General features: G+C 72.5%; 14 protein-coding genes and 1 riboswitch. Of the genes, 8 read left to right on the top strand and 6 right to left on the bottom strand.

Features of this window, described 5'->3' with window-relative positions; translation table 11 throughout:
- Positions 1-209: 209 nt before the first annotated feature.
- The 4 genes from ACWEGE_RS35070 to ACWEGE_RS35055 are packed head-to-tail and all read right to left on the bottom strand — an operon-like array spanning position 210 to position 3,706.
- Positions 210-1,697: a precorrin-2 C(20)-methyltransferase gene (locus tag ACWEGE_RS35070; protein WP_449664769.1), complete on the bottom strand. Its 1,488-nt coding sequence runs from the start codon at positions 1,695-1,697 to the stop codon at positions 210-212.
- On the bottom strand, positions 1,694-2,317 hold the full coding sequence (locus tag ACWEGE_RS35065; protein ID WP_449664768.1) for a precorrin-8X methylmutase: 624 nt from the start codon (positions 2,315-2,317) through the stop codon (positions 1,694-1,696). Before ACWEGE_RS35065 ends, ACWEGE_RS35070 begins: the two co-directional genes overlap by 4 nt.
- Entirely contained in the window at positions 2,314-3,387 is a 1,074-nt protein-coding gene (locus ACWEGE_RS35060; RefSeq protein WP_449664767.1) for a precorrin-3B synthase, read from the bottom strand. Before ACWEGE_RS35060 ends, ACWEGE_RS35065 begins: the two co-directional genes overlap by 4 nt.
- A gap of 4 nt (positions 3,388-3,391) precedes the next feature.
- Positions 3,392-3,706: a DUF6191 domain-containing protein gene (locus ACWEGE_RS35055; protein WP_449664766.1), complete on the bottom strand. Its 315-nt coding sequence runs from the start codon at positions 3,704-3,706 to the stop codon at positions 3,392-3,394.
- A 109-nt stretch (positions 3,707-3,815) separates the two neighbouring features.
- On the opposite strand from ACWEGE_RS35055, the gene ACWEGE_RS35050 reads away from it, so the two are divergent.
- From ACWEGE_RS35050 to ACWEGE_RS35040, 3 genes are read left to right on the top strand one after another with little or no spacing between them, the layout of a single operon-like run.
- Entirely contained in the window at positions 3,816-4,742 is a 927-nt protein-coding gene (locus tag ACWEGE_RS35050; RefSeq protein WP_449664765.1) for an ABC transporter ATP-binding protein, read from the top strand.
- Entirely contained in the window at positions 4,739-5,584 is an 846-nt protein-coding gene (locus ACWEGE_RS35045) for an ABC transporter permease (protein ID WP_449664764.1), read from the top strand. Before ACWEGE_RS35050 ends, ACWEGE_RS35045 begins: the two co-directional genes overlap by 4 nt.
- 2 nt (positions 5,585-5,586) lie before the next feature.
- Positions 5,587-5,820, top strand: coding sequence for a helix-turn-helix transcriptional regulator (locus ACWEGE_RS35040; protein WP_043784651.1), 234 nt, complete (start codon positions 5,587-5,589; stop codon positions 5,818-5,820).
- Here the strand turns inward: ACWEGE_RS35040 and ACWEGE_RS35035 are convergent.
- Positions 5,817-6,542: a hypothetical protein gene (locus ACWEGE_RS35035; RefSeq protein ID WP_449664763.1), complete on the bottom strand. Its 726-nt coding sequence runs from the start codon at positions 6,540-6,542 to the stop codon at positions 5,817-5,819. The genes ACWEGE_RS35040 and ACWEGE_RS35035 overlap by 4 nt on opposite strands.
- Positions 6,543-6,628: 86 nt before the next feature.
- Positions 6,629-6,702: riboswitch (cobalamin riboswitch) on the top strand.
- Positions 6,703-6,751: 49 nt separating this feature from the next.
- Between ACWEGE_RS35035 and cobN the strand changes: the two genes are divergently transcribed.
- The 5 genes from cobN (at position 6,752) to ACWEGE_RS35010 (ending at position 15,328) form a co-directional block, all read left to right on the top strand.
- A complete protein-coding gene (gene cobN / locus ACWEGE_RS35030; protein WP_449664762.1) occupies positions 6,752-10,315 on the top strand; it encodes a cobaltochelatase subunit CobN in 3,564 nt (1,187 codons plus the stop codon).
- Positions 10,316-10,354: 39 nt separating this feature from the next.
- Entirely contained in the window at positions 10,355-12,205 is a 1,851-nt protein-coding gene (locus ACWEGE_RS35025; protein WP_449664761.1) for an ArnT family glycosyltransferase, read from the top strand.
- A gap of 35 nt (positions 12,206-12,240) precedes the next feature.
- Positions 12,241-12,897, top strand: a complete 657-nt coding sequence (locus ACWEGE_RS35020; RefSeq protein ID WP_449664760.1) for a response regulator transcription factor — start codon at positions 12,241-12,243, stop codon at positions 12,895-12,897.
- The gene (locus tag ACWEGE_RS35015; protein ID WP_449664759.1) at positions 12,894-13,967 is read left to right on the top strand and encodes a sensor histidine kinase; all 1,074 of its coding nucleotides are present in this window, start codon (positions 12,894-12,896) and stop codon (positions 13,965-13,967) included. The genes ACWEGE_RS35020 and ACWEGE_RS35015 overlap by 4 nt, the downstream gene beginning before the upstream one ends.
- Before the next feature lie 155 nt (positions 13,968-14,122).
- On the top strand, positions 14,123-15,328 hold the full coding sequence (locus ACWEGE_RS35010) for a chitinase (RefSeq protein WP_449664758.1): 1,206 nt from the start codon (positions 14,123-14,125) through the stop codon (positions 15,326-15,328).
- Positions 15,329-15,342: 14 nt separating this feature from the next.
- Here ACWEGE_RS35010 and ACWEGE_RS35005 read toward each other — a convergent pair whose 3' ends face one another.
- A complete protein-coding gene (locus ACWEGE_RS35005; RefSeq protein ID WP_449664757.1) occupies positions 15,343-16,434 on the bottom strand; it encodes a dihydrofolate reductase family protein in 1,092 nt (363 codons plus the stop codon).
- Between the last annotated feature and the right edge of the window lie 29 nt (positions 16,435-16,463).

The following is a 16,463-nucleotide window of genomic DNA, read 5'->3' as shown; positions in this document are numbered from 1 at the left end:
GCAGCGGCGAGATCGCCAAGGTCAAGGAGGGGTCTGCGGGAGCTGGGGATCTTCGTCGTCCCTTGTGGCGAGCTGGAACGTTTCCACCCTGACGTCTCAGGCGACAACAAAGCCGAGTGGCTGCGGACCGTCCTCGAAACCGGGCGGTACGAGAACTCGGCGGCCGCGCGGGACTTCGTGCTCGCGGCCGCCGAGTTCATTTCGCGCCATCAATAACTCCGGGGCGTCCAGACGATGCCGTTTTCGGATCGGGTGCGGGACGAGCCCACGATCAGCAGGCACCGCATGTCCACCGTCGCCGGGTCCAGGTCGCCCAGCGTGGTGATCCGGACGTCCTCCTCCGGCCCGCCGACGTCCCGCGCCACCACCACCGGGGTTTCGGGGGCGCGGTGGCGGAGCAGCACCGAACGGGCGTCGGCGAGCTGGGTCGTCCGCGATCGCGACGCCGGGTTGTACAGCGCCAGCACCAGGTCCGCCGCGCCCGCCGCGTCCAGGCGCTTTTCGATGATCTCCCACGGCTTCAGGCGATCCGAGAGCGACAAGACGCAGTAGTCGTGCCCCAGCGGCGCTCCCACCCGGGACGCCGCCGCCTGGGCTGCCGTCACGCCCGGGACGATCCGGACGCGCACGCCGGCGCCGTGGCCCGCCGACACCTGCTCCAGCACCGCCGACGCCATCGCGAACACCCCCGGGTCGCCCGAGGAGACCACCGCGACCCGAGCTCCGGAAGCAGCCAAGGAAAGCGCCTCGCGCGCCCGGTCCGCCTCCACCCGGTTGCCCGACGCGTGCCGCTGCTGGCCCGCCTTCTGCGGCACCCGCGCGACATACGGCCCGTACCCGACGACGTGTTCGGCGGCGTCGAGTTCCGCGGCCGCTTCGGGGGTCAGCCACTCCGGGCCGGCCGGGCCCAGCCCCACGACGACGACTTCGCCCGCGGAGGAAGGAGCAGGCGGCGGCGAAGCAGGAGACTGGCGTGACGCATAAGCCGGCGAAGGCAGCAGCGCCAGCGAGAAGTACGGCACCGAAGCAGGATCCACCGAAGCCAGGGGCTCGATCCGCTGCTGTCCCCACGTCGCACGCTCGACGAAGACGGCGTCGTCCAGCTTGCCCGCCTCGGCGAACGCCTCCCGCACTGACGAAAACGTCCGGCCCAGCTTCAGGACCGCCGCCGCGTCGGTGTCCGCCAGGCGCCGCGCCAGCTCCGGAGCCGGAAGGGTGCCCGGAAGCACCGTCAGCACCTCGTCGCGCTGGACCAGCGGGCGGCCGACGACCGACGACGCCGCGCTCACCGACGTCACGCCCGGGACGACCACCGCCTCGAAGCGGCCGGCCAGCCGTTCGTGCATGTACATGTACGAACCGTAGAAGAACGGGTCGCCTTCGCAGAGCAGGACGACGTCGCGGCCCGCGTCCAGGTGCTCGGCCAGCCGCTTCGCGCTCAGCTCGTAGAAGTCGGCGATCGCGCCTTCGTACCCGCCGGGGTGGTCGGTCGTCTCGGTCGTCACCGGGTAGACGAGCTTCTCCTCGATCTGCCCCTCGCGCAGGTACGGCTCCGCGACCGACCGCGCGATGCTCCGGCCGTGCCGCGCGCAGTGGTAGGCGATGACCGACGCTTCCGAGATCAGGCGCGCGGCTTTGACCGTCATCAGTTCCGGGTCGCCGGGGCCGAGCCCGACGCCGTACAGCGTGCCGGTCATTCTTCGGCGCTCGCGAGTGCGTTGATCGCCGCGACGGCCATCGCGCTGCCGCCCCGGCGGCCGTGCACCACCAGGTAGGGCGCGGGTGCCCGCTTGGCCAGCTCCACTTTGGACTCGACCGCGCCGACGAAGCCGACCGGGACGCCGATGATCGCCGCGGGTGCGCCGACGCCTTCGTCGAGGATCTCCAGCAGGCGGAACAGCGCGGTCGGCGCGTTGCCGATCGCCACGACCGAACCGGGCAGCTTGTCGCGCCACAGTTCCAGCGCCGCCGCCGAGCGCGTGGTGCCCATGCGCTCGGCCAGCGAAGGAACACTGGGGTCCGACAGCGTGCAGAGCACCTCGTTGTCCGACGGCAGGCGGCGGCGGGTGACGCCGCTGGCGATCATCTGCGCGTCGCACAGGATCGGCGCACCGGCTTCCAGCGCCGCGCGGCCGGACTCGACGACGTCGAGCGTGTAGCGCAGGTCGTCGACCAGATCGACCATGCCGCAGGCGTGGATCATCCGGACCGCCAGGCCCGCCACGTCGTCGGGCAGGATCGCCAGGTCCGCCTCCTCGCGGATCGTGGCGAACGAGTGCCGGTAGATCTCGGCACCGTCCCGCAGGTAGTCGATCACAGCTTCCCTTCCATCTCGTCGAGCGGCACCCAGCGGCCGTCGATGCGGTAGCCCCCCGCTTCGGCGACAACGTCCACATGGGACTGCGACGGCTTTCCGCACCGCCGTTCGCAGCCCGAGAAGTGCGCGCGCAGGCCCGGCCGGAAGACGGCGTCGGCCCGGACGTCGGCGCGCGACTTCGCGCAGCCCGGACGGCCGATGCACGCGGTGGTGCCCAGGGCCTCGCCGCCGAAGCCCAGCCGCTCGAAGACGTCGGCGGGCACGTCCGGCAGCACCACGGACTTCCACGGCGTGACCACCGCCGTCCCGAACTCCGCCAGCGCCCGCGCCTGCGCCGCGGACAGCTGCCCGAAGCGCGGCACGACGCCGGCCGCGAAGCCGCCGTCCCGCTCGATCAGCCCGGCCGGGACTTCGGCCTCGGCGTGCGGCACCGGCGTGCCGCGCCAGGCGGGGTCGTCGAGCTCGGCGACGCGCCAGGCGGACCCGCGCACGCGGCCGAACTCCAGGGCGACCTCGACGAGCACCGCCACGGCGCCGGCGCGCGCCACCCGCCGTCCGGTGTCACCGCCCGCGAGCAGCAGCGTTCCCTCGGAAGGCCCGGTTGCGCGCCAGCAGACGTCGGCGCCTTCGCCGGCGACGTCCCCGCGGCCGTCGTCGAAGGCGAAGAGGAACCGCCCGGGCAGGGACGCCAGTTCCGGCGTCGAACACAGCACGCGATCCAGCTCGGCCGCCAAGCCACGGACGTCGGCGAGGCCGCCGGTCACTCCGCTCAACGGCGACGCGAGGACGTTCCGGACCCGCTCGTGCGAGGGCGACGGCAGCAGGCCGGCGTCGGTCAGCCGGGCCGCGAGGCCGGGCCGGGTGACGCCGCGCAGCTGGACGTTGCCGCGCGAGGTGAGGTGGAGGTCGCCGTCGCCGCACGCTTCGGCCGCGTCGGCCAGCGCGTGCAGCTGCACTGCGGAAATCGTGCCGCCGGGCAGCCGGACCCGGGCCAACGGCCCGTCGGCGGCGTCGTGGGGTGCGAAAACACCGGGGCACGCGTCGGCTTGCACACGTGCTGGGGTCGGCATGAGGTCACTGTAGCTGGCGGTTTTCCGGCTCCCGCGGCTCCGGACGCGGCCGGATCCGGGCCGTCCCGGCCTCCAGGTCCACGTCACGCCAGGGTGGCGCGCCTTCGGCGTCCTGCTCGACGAGCATCGACATGGTTTCCCGGTGTTCCAGCTCACGCCGCTTGGTCCCGTAGAGGAACGCGGTGGCCTCCTCGATGTAGGTGGCGGACAGCCGCGCCTTGAAGCGCGAGCCGTCCTTGCGCGGCCGCAGCTCGATCGCGGCCATGACCAGCAGGATCACCACGCCGCCCGGAAGGGCGAGCCCCAGCCAAGTACCCATGCCCGGCGAACCGGGTGACCGCGGGTCAAGTTCCCGGAGCCGTAGAAGTCTGATCGAATGTAGTAGGTGTGCTACATTTGATCGCATCAGTCAGATGGGGGTGACCACGATGAGAGATCCAGCCGATCCCGTGGTCCGCGTGCGCGGGCTGCGGATGCGGTACGGGACGAACGACGTGCTCCACGGCGTCGACTTCGAGGCGTACCGGGGGGAGGTCGTCTGCCTGCTCGGGCCGAACGGCGCGGGCAAGACGACGACGATCGAGATCCTCGAGGGCTTCCGCATGCGGTCGGCCGGCGAAGTGAGCGTGCTGGACACCGACCCGGCGCGCGGCGGCGAGGCCTGGCGGGCACGGCTGGGGGTCGTGCTCCAGTCCTGGCGTGACCACGGGAAATGGCGTGTCCGCGAGCTGCTCGCCCACCTCGGCCGGTACTACGCGCCGTACTCGACGGCGTCGCGCCCGCGGCCGTGGGACACCGACGAGCTGGTCGCGACCGTCGGGCTCACCGAACACGCGGGCAAGAAGCTCAAGCAGCTCTCCGGCGGCCAGCGGCGGCGGCTCGACGTCGCCATCGGCATCGTCGGCCGCCCAGAGCTGCTGTTCCTCGACGAGCCGACCGCGGGCTTCGACCCCGAGGCCCGGCGCGAGTTCCACGACCTGGTGCACCGCCTGTCCGACGAGCTCGACACCACCATCCTGCTCACCACGCACGACCTCGACGAGGCCGAGAAGCTGGCCGACCGGATCCTCATCCTCAACGGCGGCCGGATCGTCGCCGACGGTTCGGCCGACGAGCTGAGCCGGCAGATCTCCGGCGAGGCCGAGGTCCGCTGGAGCGTCGGCGGGCAGCGGTTCGTGCACTCGACGACCGAAGCGACGAAGTACGTGTTCGACCTGTTCAAGCAGTACGGCGAGGCCGTCGCGGACCTCGAGGTCCGGCGGGCTTCGCTGGAGGACACCTACATGACGCTGGTCCACCGCGCCGAGACCGGCGGCGAGACGGAGCTCGGGCTCCAGGAAGCGGGTGCGCGATGAACCCCGTCGCCTTGCGTGCCGGGCTGGCCCGCGGCTGGATCGAGTTCAAGCAGACGTGGACCAACGCCGACGACGTGATCGGCCAGGTCGTCTTCATCCTGCTCTTCCTCGGTACGTTGTTCTTCATGCGCAACGCCACCCTGCCCGGCACGTCGTTCTCGCTCGGCGCGGCGACCGTGCCCGGCGTACTCGGCGCGGGCATCGTGTTCAACGGCCTGACCGCCGCGGCGGGCTACCTGGCCGTCGACCGCGAGGACGGCACGCTGCTGCGGGCGAAAGCGACACCGAACGGGATGACCGGCTACCTGGCCGGGAAGACGACGGCGCTGACGCTCGCCCAGTTCACCTCCATCGCCGCGGTGCTGGTCCCGTGCCTGTTCGCGTTCCCCGTGCTCGCGCCGGACGGCGTCTGGTCGTACCTGCACCTGCTCGGCGTGCTGCTGCTCGGCATGGTCGCGACGATGCCGATCGGCGCGGCGCTGGGGTCGCTGACCAACAGCGCGCGGTCCATCGGGCTGATCACGCTGCCGGTCATGGGCATGGGCGCGATCTCGGGGATCTTCTACCCGATCACGGCGCTGCCGGGCTGGCTCCAGGGCATCGGCCAGGTGTTCCCGATGTACTGGCTGGGGCTCGGGATGCGCTCGGCCCTGCTGCCCGACGGCGCGGTCGTCGTCGAGATCGGCCAGTCGTGGCGGCCGCTGCCGACCCTGGCGGTGCTCCTCGCGTGGGCGGTGCTCGGCTTCGCGGTCGCCCCGGTCCTGCTCCGCCGCATGGCGCGGCGCGAGGCGGGCTCGTCGCTGGCCGAACGACGGCAGAAGGCCATGCAGCGTGTGGGGTAGCGATGAGTGAGGTCGTCTACAACCGGATCGCGATGCTGCGCGCGGAGCGGTCGATCTCGCGGCGGCAGCTGGCCGAGGCCCTCGGGGTGCACTACCAGACGATCGGCTACCTGGAACGCGGCGAGTACAGCCCTTCGCTGTACCTGGCCCTGCGGATCGCGGAGTTCTTCGAGGTCTCCGTCGAAGTGCTGTTCTCGACCAAGCCGTTCCCGCGGCTGGGCGAGCGGTCCGCCTAGGGTTTCCGCAGGTCGGCCTCGGCGAGCGCGGCGACGACAGCGTCGCGGCGGGTCTCGCGGGTGGTCCGGTTGAGCTCGACGTGCAGGAAGGGTGTCCCCGCGGCGGCCTGGCTCTGGACGTTCGTCGTCCCGGCCAGGCCGCGGCAAGGCTCGGCCCAGGCCCGGCAGACGCGGAACCCGGCGGCTTCCAGCCGGTCCGCGGCCCGGCGGGCCGCGTCGCCGGCCTCCGCGGCCCCGGCCGAGAGGACGACGTCGGCCGCGGGCATGGTGCGGTCGTTGAAGCCGTGCAGCTGGACCTGGGGCAGGCCGCGACGGGCCAGCAGCGTGGTGACAACGTGGAAGACGGTCCGCGGGTCGTGCGCCGGGTCCTCCCGGTGGCGGTGCGCGCCGGCGACGGCCAGCACCGCGCCAGGCACCTGCCGGAAGAGCGCCAGGCCGATCAGGTCGGTCCGCAGGTCGGACGAGGCGTGCGGCACCTCGACGACCAGCGACGGCGGCGCGGACCGGTCGATCGCGTAGAGCCCCCACGCCCGCTCGGTGCCGGGCTCCTGGACGATGAGGTCTTCGTCCACGGAAAACCCCAGGTCGGCCAGGTGGTGGGGACGGCCGTCGAGCAGAGCGGCGAACCCGGTTCCGGCGATCTCGAGCTCGGCTGACGTGGGCCGTCGGTACGGCTGCCGGGTGGACTGGGCGGCGGTGAAGCTCCGGAGCAGGGATTCCAAGCCGCCAGGTTACCCGGGGCAACGTCACCTTGACGCGCCTCGACCGGCACCGGAGAGTGGGTGCGTTACCCACGCGTCGGCAGGTGGAGGAACCCGGTGGAAGTCCGGGGCGGTCCCGCCACTGTGACCGGAGACGGCGTTCTCCGGCAGCCAGGAACTCCGGCCGGCGCGCCCGTCGACCCGGGGCGCGGACCCCGAGGAGGAACCTCGTGATCCTGCTTCTGTCCACTTCGGACACCGATCTGCTCAGCGCCCGGTCCAGCGACCGCGAGTACCGGCTCGGCAACCCGTCCCGGCTCGGCGTCGCCGAGCTGCCGGGGCTGCTCGACGGCGTGCGCATCGTGATCGCGCGGATCCTCGGCACGCCGCGGAGCTGGCAGGAGGGCCTTGACACGCTGCGGGCGTCGGGCGCGCACGTCGTCGTCCTGGGCGGGGAGCAGACGCCGGACGCCGAGCTGATGAAGCTCTCCACCGTCCCGGCCGGGATCGCCGCCGAGGCCCACGCCTACCTCGCGCAGGGCGGCCCGGCCAACCTCACCCAGCTGCACCGGTTCCTCTCCGACACCCTCCTGCTCACCGGCGACGGCTTCGAGCCGCCCGCTCCGCAGCCCGCGTGGGGCGTGCTCGAGCGGCCCGCGAAGAGCGACGGCCCGGTCATCGGGATCCTCTACTATCGAGCGCACCACCTGTCCGGGAACACGGCGTTCGTGCACGCCCTCGCCGACGAGATCGAAGCCGCGGGCGGACGCGCGTTGCCGATCTACTGTGCTTCGCTGCGTACCCGCGAGCCGGACATGATGGCCGAGCTGGGGAAGGTCGACGCCCTGCTGGTCACGGTGCTCGCGGCGGGCGGCACGCGGCCGTCCGAAGTGGGCGCCGGCGGGGACGACGAGGCCTGGGACGTCGCCGAGATGGCCGCGCTCGACGTCCCGATCCTGCAGGCGCTGTGCCTGACCAGCGACCGCGAGACGTGGGCGGCCAACGATGACGGCCTCTCGCCGCTCGACGCCGGGAACCAGATGGCCGTGCCGGAGTTCGACGGGCGGCTGATCACGGTGCCGTTCTCGTTCAAGGAGCTGGACGAAGACGGCCTCCCCCGGTACGTGCCGGACGCGGAGCGCGCGTCCCGCGTCGCTCGCATCGCGCTGGCACACGCCCGGCTGCGGCACACCCCGCCGTCGGAACGCCGGATCGCGCTGATGCTGTCCGCGTACCCGACGAAGCACTCTCGCGTCGGCAACGCGGTCGGGCTGGACACGCCCGCTTCGGCGATCGAGCTGCTGCGACGGATGCGCGCGCAGGGCTACGACCTGGGGCCGGACGCCTTCCCGGGCGTCGACCCGACCGGCACCGACCAGCCCGACGGCGACGCGCTGATCCACGCGCTGATCGCCGCCGGCGGCCAGGACCCGGAGTGGCTGACCGAGGAACAGCTGGCCGGGAACCCGATCCGCGTCCCCGCCGCGCGGTACCAGGAGTGGTTCGACGCGCTGCCCGCCGAGCTGCGCGAAGGCGTCGAGGAGCACTGGGGGCCGGCGCCCGGCGAGCTGTACGTCGACAACGGCGACATCGTGCTGGCGTCCCTGCAGAGCGGCAACGTGATCATCATGATCCAGCCGCCGCGCGGGTTCGGCGAAAACCCGGTCGCGATCTACCACAACCCGGACCTGCCGCCGAGCCACCACTACCTGGCCGCGTACCGGTGGCTGGAGGAGGAGTTCGGCGCGCACGCCGTCGTCCACCTGGGCAAGCACGGGTCGCTGGAGTGGCTGCCGGGCAAGACCGCGGGGCTCTCGGCGTCGTGCGCGCCGGACGCCGTGCTCGGGAACCTGCCGCTGGTCTACCCGTTCCTGATCAACGACCCGGGCGAGGGCGCGCAGGCCAAGCGGCGGGCGCACGCGACGATCGTCGACCACCTGATCCCGCCGATGGCGCGCGCGGAGACCTACGGCGACATGGCGCGGCTGGAGCAGCTGCTCGACGAGCACGCGAACATCGCGGCGATGGACCCGGCGAAGCTGCCGGCCGTGCGCCAGCAGATCTGGACGCTGATCCAGGCCGCGAAGCTGGACCACGACCTCGGTGTCGAGGAACGGCCGCACGACGCGGAGTTCGACGACTTCCTGCTGCACATCGACGGCTGGCTCTGCGAGGTCAAGGACGCGCAGATCCGCGACGGGCTGCACGTCCTGGGTGCCGCGCCGACCGGAGAGGCCCGCGTCAACCTGGTGCTGGCGATGCTGCGCGCGTCGCAGATGTGGGGTGGCAAGCAGGGCGCGGTGCCGGGCCTGCGGTCGGCGCTGGGGCTCAAGGAAGACGCCCCGATGTCCGAAGTGGACGCGGTGGAGAAGACGGCGCGCGAGCTCGTGCGGACGATGGAGATGCGCGGCTGGGACCCGACCGCCGTCGCTTCGGTGGCGCCGGACGCGCAGGTCGCGAAGGTGCTTTCCTTCGCGGCCGAGGAAATCGTGCCCCGGCTCGCGGGGACGACCGCCGAGCTGGACTCGGTGCTGCACGCGCTGGACGGCGGGTACATCCCGGCCGGGCCGAGCGGGTCGCCGCTGCGCGGGCTGGTCAACGTGCTGCCGACCGGGCGGAACTTCTACACGGTCGACCCGAAGGCCATCCCGAGCCGGCTGGCCTGGGAAACCGGGCAGGCCCTCGCCGACTCACTGCTGAAGCGCTACCGCGAGGACACCGGCGACTGGCCGCGGTCGGTCGGGCTGTCGGTGTGGGGTACGTCGGCGATGCGGACGTCCGGCGACGACGCGGCGGAAGTCCTGGCGCTGCTGGGCGTCCAGCCGGTGTGGGACGAAGCTTCCCGGCGCGTCACCGGCATCGAAGCGATCCCGCTGGCCGAGCTGGGCCGCCCCCGGATCGACGTCACGATCCGGATCAGCGGGTTCTTCCGCGACGCGTTCCCGCACGTGATCACCCTCATGGACGACGCGGTGCGTCTGGTGGCCGGGCTGGACGAGCCTGCTTCGGAGAACTTCGTCCGGGCGCACGTGGCTTCCGACTTGGCTTCCCACGGCGACGCCCGGCGCGCGACCACGCGGATCTTCGGTTCGAAGCCGGGCGCGTACGGCGCCGGCCTGTTGCCGCTGATGGACAGCGGGAACTGGCGCGACGACAAGGACCTCGCGGAGGTGTACGCGGTCTGGGGTGGCTTCGCGTACGGCCGCGACCTGGACGGCCGCCCGGCGCGTGAGGACATGGAGAGTTCGTACCAGCGCATCGTGGTGGCGGCGAAGAACACCGACACGCGCGAGCACGACATCGCGGACTCGGACGACTACTTCCAGTACCACGGCGGGATGATCGCGACGGTCCGGGCGCTGACGGGCACGGCTCCGGCGTCCTACGTCGGCGACAGCACCTCCCCGGACGCGGTCCGCACGCGCACGCTGGGCGAGGAGACGGCCCGGGTGTTCCGCGCCCGGGTGGTCAACCCCCGGTGGCTGGCGGCGATGCGGCGGCACGGCTACAAGGGCGCGTTCGAGCTGGCGGCGACGGTGGACTACCTGTTCGGCTTCGACGCGACCGCGGGCGTGGTCGGCGACTGGATGTACGAGAAGCTGACCGAGTCGTACGTGCTCGACGAGGTGAACCAGGAGTTCCTGCGGCAGGCGAACCCGTGGGCGCTGCGCGGGATCGTGGAGCGCCTGAACGAGGCGGCGGACCGCGGGCTGTGGGCGGAACCGGATCCGGAGCTGCTGGAGAAGATGCGCGAGGTGTACCTGTCGCTGGAAGGCGACCTCGAGTCGGAGTAGAAACGCCCGGGAAATGCGGGCCGGAGTTGGGTGGCGGTCATGATCACCGCCGCTCCCCCGCGTACCCGCCCCTGGGCGCTTCCGCTCGTCTGCCTCGGCGCCGCCGTCCTCTACGCCTGGAAGATCGGCGACGGCCAGGTCGGGAACACCTACTACGCCGCCGCCGTCCGGTCGATGACCGGGAGCTTCACCAACTTCCTCTTCGGCTCCTTCGACCCCTACGGCGTCGTCACGGTCGACAAACCGCCGTTCGCGTTGTGGCCGCAAGCGCTTTCCGTGCTGGTCTTCGGCTACCACGGCTGGGCGTTGCTGCTGCCCCAGGTCCTCGAAGGCGCCGCGGCGGTGTTCCTGCTCCACCGCACCGTCCGCCTCTGGGCGGGCGAGAACGTCGCCCTGCTCGCCGCGGTGATCCTCGCGCTGACGCCCGTCACCGTGATCATCAACCGCGACAACAACCCCGACACCCTGCTCGTCCTCTTCCTCGTCGCCGCCGCGTACGCGCTCACCCGCGCGCTGCGGGACGGGCGGAGGTGGCTGTGGTGGTGCGCCTTCTTCGTCGGCTGCGGTTTCCTGACCAAGATGCTGCAGGCGTGGATCATCGTCCCCGCCCTGGTCGCCGCGTACCTCGCCGGGACGAGCGGGCCGCTCAAGCGGCGCCTGCTCGACGTCCTCGGCGCCGGGCTCGTGCTCGTCGTCTCCTCGTTCTGGTGGATCGCCCTGTACGACTGGTGGCCCGGCGCGAAGCCCTACATGGGCGGCAGCGAAGACGGTTCCGCGTGGGACCTCGTCTTCGGCTACAACGGCTTCGGCCGCCTCTCCGGCAACGGCGAAGGCGGCGGCATGATGATCATGCGCAACGGGCAGCAGACCGTGAGCTCCTTCGGCGGCGACCCCGGTCCTGGCCGGATGTTCAACGACGTCGTCGGCGGGCAGATCTCCTGGCTGCTGCCGCTTTCGCTGCTCGTGCTGGTCGTGCTCGGCCGCCGGTGGCGCGAGGCCGGCTGGCTGCTCTGGGGCGGCTGGCTGCTGGTGACGACCGTGGTCTTCAGCTTCGCCGGCGGCATCTGGCACCCGTACTACACGACGGCGCTGGCGCCGGCCGTCGCCGCGGTCTCCGCCGCCGGGCTGGCGCTGCTGTGGCGGCACCACCGGCGGACCCTGCTACCCCTGGCGATCGCGCTGACCGCGGCTTGGGCGTTCGTCCTGACGTCTCGCGACACGACGTTCCACGGCTGGACGCGCTGGGCGGTGCTCGGCACGGCTGTCGCGGCGGTCGCCTGGCTGCTCGTCGCACCGGATCGCCGGGCACTCGTCGCCGGGCTGGTGCCGCTGCTGCTCACGCCCGCCGTGTGGTCGTACGCCGCCGCGCAGAGCACCTCGGCCGGGACGTTGCCCGCCGCCGGACCCGCCACCGGTCCCGGGGCGCCGCCGGCCGCCGGACCCGCCACCGGTCCGGGGGCGCCGCCCCCGCCGCTGTCACCCGGTGGACCCCGGCGCCGGATCATGCTGTCCGGTGGCGACGGCACCGCCAGGCTGTCCGACGAGCAGCGGCGCATCCTCGACTACGCCCGCCGCGGCGGCACCGAGATCACCCTGGCCGTGAACGCCGAGGCCGGCGCGGTGGCGCCGTACCTGATCGACTCGGACGCGACCGTGATCGGCATGGGCGGCTTCGGCGGGCGGGATGATGCGCCGTCGGTGGCGCAGCTCGACCGCTGGCTCGCCGAGGGCAAGCTGCGGTTCGTACTGAGCAACGCGGGGCCCCGGCCGGGTCCGCCGCCCAGCCCGGCCCAGGCCGGACGTAAGCGCTGGATCGAGGCACACTGCACGACCGTCGACCCCGCGGCGTACGGCGGCGGGGGCGCGGACACGCTCTACCGGTGCCGCTAACGGCGAGGAAACACGGGCGCCGCGATCATCGGGGCATGCGGGTCCTGGTGGTGGAGGACGAGCCGATGCTCGCGGACGCGATCGCGGAGTGGCTGCGCGAGGACGCCCACGCGGTCGACATCGCCCACGACGGCGACGCGGCGCTCGAACGGATCGCCGTGCACGACTACGACGTCGTCGTGCTCGACCGGGACCTGCCGGTCGTGCACGGCGACGACGTCTGCCGCCAGGTCGTCGCGTCCGAGGCCGCGACGCGCGTGCTGATGCTCACCGCGGCCGTGGCGGTCACCGACCGCGTCGCCGGGCTCTCCCTCGGCGCCGACGACTACCTGACGAAACCGTTCGCGTTCCCCGAGCTGGCCGCGCGCATCCAGTCGCTGGGGCGGCGCTGCCGACCGGCCGCCCCACCGGTGCTGCGCCGCTCCGGCGTCACGCTCGATCCCGCGCGGCACGAGGCGTTCCGCGACGGGCGTCCCCTGTCACTGTCCAAAAAGGAGTTCGCCGTGCTCGCCGAGCTGCTGCGCGCGGACGGCGCCGCCGTGTCCGCCGAACACCTGCTGGAGAAGGTGTGGGACGAGCACGCGGACCCGTTCACCGGCGCGATCCGGCTCACCGTCCTGAAGCTGCGCCGGAAACTCGGCGACCCGCCGCTGGTGGAGACGGTCACCGGCGTCGGCTACCGGCTCCGGTGAACCTCCGGCTGCGGCTGACCGTCCTCTACGGCGGCCTGTTCCTGCTGGCCGGCGTGGCGCTGCTCGGCGTGACGTACCTGCTGTTCACCCGGCAGATCGGGCAGCGGGTCGCGGTGCTCACCGGCGACCCGCCGCCGGGCGCGCCGCCGCTGCCGTCCCTGGACGCCCTCGACGAGCAAGCCCGGCAGCTGCGCGCGGCGGCGACGACGTCGCTGCTGACGCAGGGCGCGCTCGCCCTCGGCGCGGTCGCGGTGCTGGCGGCCGGTCTCGGGTGGCTGGTGGCGGGGCGTGCCCTGGCGCCGTTGCGGCAGGTCACCGAGACGGCCCGGCGCATCGCCGCGGCGGCCGACCCGGGCGGGCAGGCGCGGATCGCCCTGCGCGGGCCCGACGACGAGGTGAAGAACCTCGCCGACGCGTTCGACGTGATGGTCGAGCGCCTCGACCGGTCGTTCGACGCCCAGCGCCGGTTCGTCGCGAACGCGTCGCACGAGCTGCGCACGCCCCTGACGCTGAACCGGTCGCTGGTCGAGGTGGCGATGCGCCGCGGCACCGACGTCCGGGAGCTCGGCGGGAAGCTGCTGCAGATCAACGCCCGGAACGAGAAGCTGATCAACGGCTTGCTGCTGCTGGCGAAGTCGGAGAGCGCGCCGACCTCGCGAAGCCCGGTGGACCTGGCGGCGCTGGCCGCGCAGGTGGCGCCGCCGGAAGCGGAGCGGTTCTTGGCCGAAGCGGTGACGAGCGGTGACGCCGTCCTGCTGGAGCGGCTGGCCGGCAACCTGGTGGAGAACGCGATCCGCCACAACGTGCCGGGCGGCTGGGTGCGCGTGACGACCCGGTCGGTGCCGGGGCGGGTGCAGCTCGAGGTGGCCAACAGCGGGCCGGTGATCCCGCCGGCCGAGGTGCCGGCGCTGTTCGACCCGTTCCACCGCCGGGCCCGGGTGGCGGCGGAAGGGACCGGGCTCGGGTTGTCGATCGTGCGGTCGGTGGCGCACGCGCACGGCGGCGACGTGACCGCGAGCGCTCGCGCGGACGGCGGCTTGGTGGTGGTCGTGTCGCTGCCCGCGGCGTGACTTTCCGCGTCGACACGGCTCGGGCCGTGGACGAATTTCGGATATTCCGGCGCTTTTCGCCCGCGCTTTCCGATTGACCGACTTTCGCGCCTTGACTTCGGCATTGGTCTAGTCCAATGATCTGTCCACCTCGATCCCCACCGGGAGGACAGCTCATGCGCAGGAGCAGACTGGCCGCCGCCGGGCTCGCCGCCGCCACTTTCGCCGCCACCGCCGTCAGCCTCGTGCTCGGCGCACCGTCGGCCACCGCGGCGTTGAGCAACAACTGGTACGCCGCGGCGCCGTACCTGATGCCCCAAAGCAACAACCCGCCGGACCCGATCACCGTGATGAACGCGACCGGGCTCAAGGCGTTCCAGCTCGCGTTCATCCTCGCGCCGAACGGCGGCGGGTGCAGCCCGACCTGGGACGGCACGTCGGCGGTCTCCTCCGACACCGCGGTCGCGAACGTGATCTCACGGATCCGCGGCGCGGGCGGCGACGTCTCGGTGTCCGTCGGCGGCTACGGCGGCACCAAGCTCGGCCAGACCTGCGGGACGGTGGCCGCGACGGCCGCCGCGTACCAGCAGGTCATCACGAAGTACTCGCTCAAGGCGATCGACTTCGACCTCGAAGAACCCGAATACGAGAACACGGCCGCGATCGCGAACGAGCTGGGCGCGGCGAAGACGTTGCAGGCCAACAACCCCGGCCTGTTCGTGTCGGTGACCATGCCGGGCACCGCGGCCGGCACCGGCTGGTTCGGCACGCAGCTGCTCGACCAGGCGAAGTCGATCGGCTTCGCGCCGAACAACTTCTCGATCATGCCGTTCGACGGCGGGTTCAACGGCGGCTCGTCGCAGGTGTCGGCCCTGGAAGCGCTGCACGGCCTGCTGATGTCGCACATGGGCTGGGACAGCGCGACCGCGTACTCGCACGAGGGCTTCTCCGGCATGAACGGCAAGTCGGACGCGGCGGAGATGTTCTACACCTCGGACTTCCAGACGGTGTACGACTACGCGACCAGCCACGGCCTCGGCCGCTTCACGTTCTGGTCGGTCAACCGCGACCGCGCCTGCGTCGGCACCACGGACAACGGCGTCTGCAGCAACGTCCCGCAGAACGACTGGGACTTCACGAAGTTCAGCGTCCGCTTCGCCGGCGCGACGCCGCCGCAGACGACGCCCCCGGTGACGACGACCCCGACCACGCCGGGCGGCGGCTCGTGCACCGCGGCGGAGTGGGACCGGACTAAGGTCTACGTCAAGGACAACGTCGTCTCGCACAACAGCCACAAGTGGACGGCGAAGTGGTGGACGCAGGGCGAAGAGCCCGGCACCACCGGCGAGTGGGGCGTCTGGGTGGACAACGGCGCCTGCTAGCGCCTCGTTGCGGGTCAGAAGTCGAGGTGGGTGTTCTCGCGCTGGACCTCCGGGGTCAGCGCGGGCACCTCGACCACGTGCCGCCCGGCCTGCCGCAGCAGCTCGGTGCCCTGGGCGTCGACGAACACCGCGGGCTCCCGCCAGGCGAACACCACCCGCGGGATGCCGGCGTCGAGGATGAGCTGGGTGCAGCTGCGCGGGTGCGAACTCCGGTGGCTGCACGGTTCCAGCGAGCTGTACACGGTCGCGCCGGCCAGGCGCGGGTCGCCGGCGCACTTGGCCAGCGCGGCCTCTTCGGCGTGGTTGTTCGGTTCGCCCTCGCCGGAATGCCCGGTGGCGACGACCTCGCCGTCGGCGTCGGTGATCACGGCGCCCACCCGGAAGGTGTGGCTGGGCGGGCACTCGGCGGCGAGCGCGATGGCTTCCTTGAGGCGCTGGACGTCCCGTCCGGTCGGTTCGGCGGCGGCGCGGTACTCGAGGATCGCCATGCCCTGCAGGGCGTTCGCGGCGGTCAGGACGAGCGGCCGCGGGTACCGGCCGGGCCCGGTGAACCGCGGCGCGTCCGGCTGGCCGACGAAGAACGGCGCGATCGCGAGCCGCAGTTCGTCGGCGAGGCCTTCGGTGAGGAAGCGCGTGTGGATCCCGCCGCCGCCCTCGACCAGCAGCCGCCCGATGCCGCGCGCGCCGAGGTCGTCGAGGATGCGCCCGAAGTCCGGCGGATTCCCCGCGTCGACGACGGTGGCGACGTGCTTGAGCCCGTCCGCGGCGCCGGGCGGGGCGTAGACGATCTTTTCGGTGTCCCCGACGGTGAAGAACTGTGCTTCCGGGTCGAGGCCGCGCGTGGTCACGGTGACCTTGACGGGTTGTTCGGGCTTTCCCTGGTCCAGCCGCCGCTGCCGCAGCTCGGGTGAGCGGACGAGCAGGCGCGGGTTGTCGGCCCGCACCGTGCCGGCCCCGACGAAGATCGCGTCGGCCTCGGCCCGCAACCGGTCGACGACCGCGAAGTCGTCCTCTGTGGACAGTACGAGCCGCTCGGGCGAGGTGTCGTCGAGGTAGCCGTCGAGCGACTGCGCGGCGGACAGCAGGACGTGCGGCCGGGAGATCACCCGGCCCAGTATGCCGTAACGCCGGGGGC

The sequence above is a fragment of the Amycolatopsis sp. NPDC004747 genome (assembly GCF_053601335.1).
This window is presented reverse-complemented; position numbering and strand designations above follow the sequence as displayed.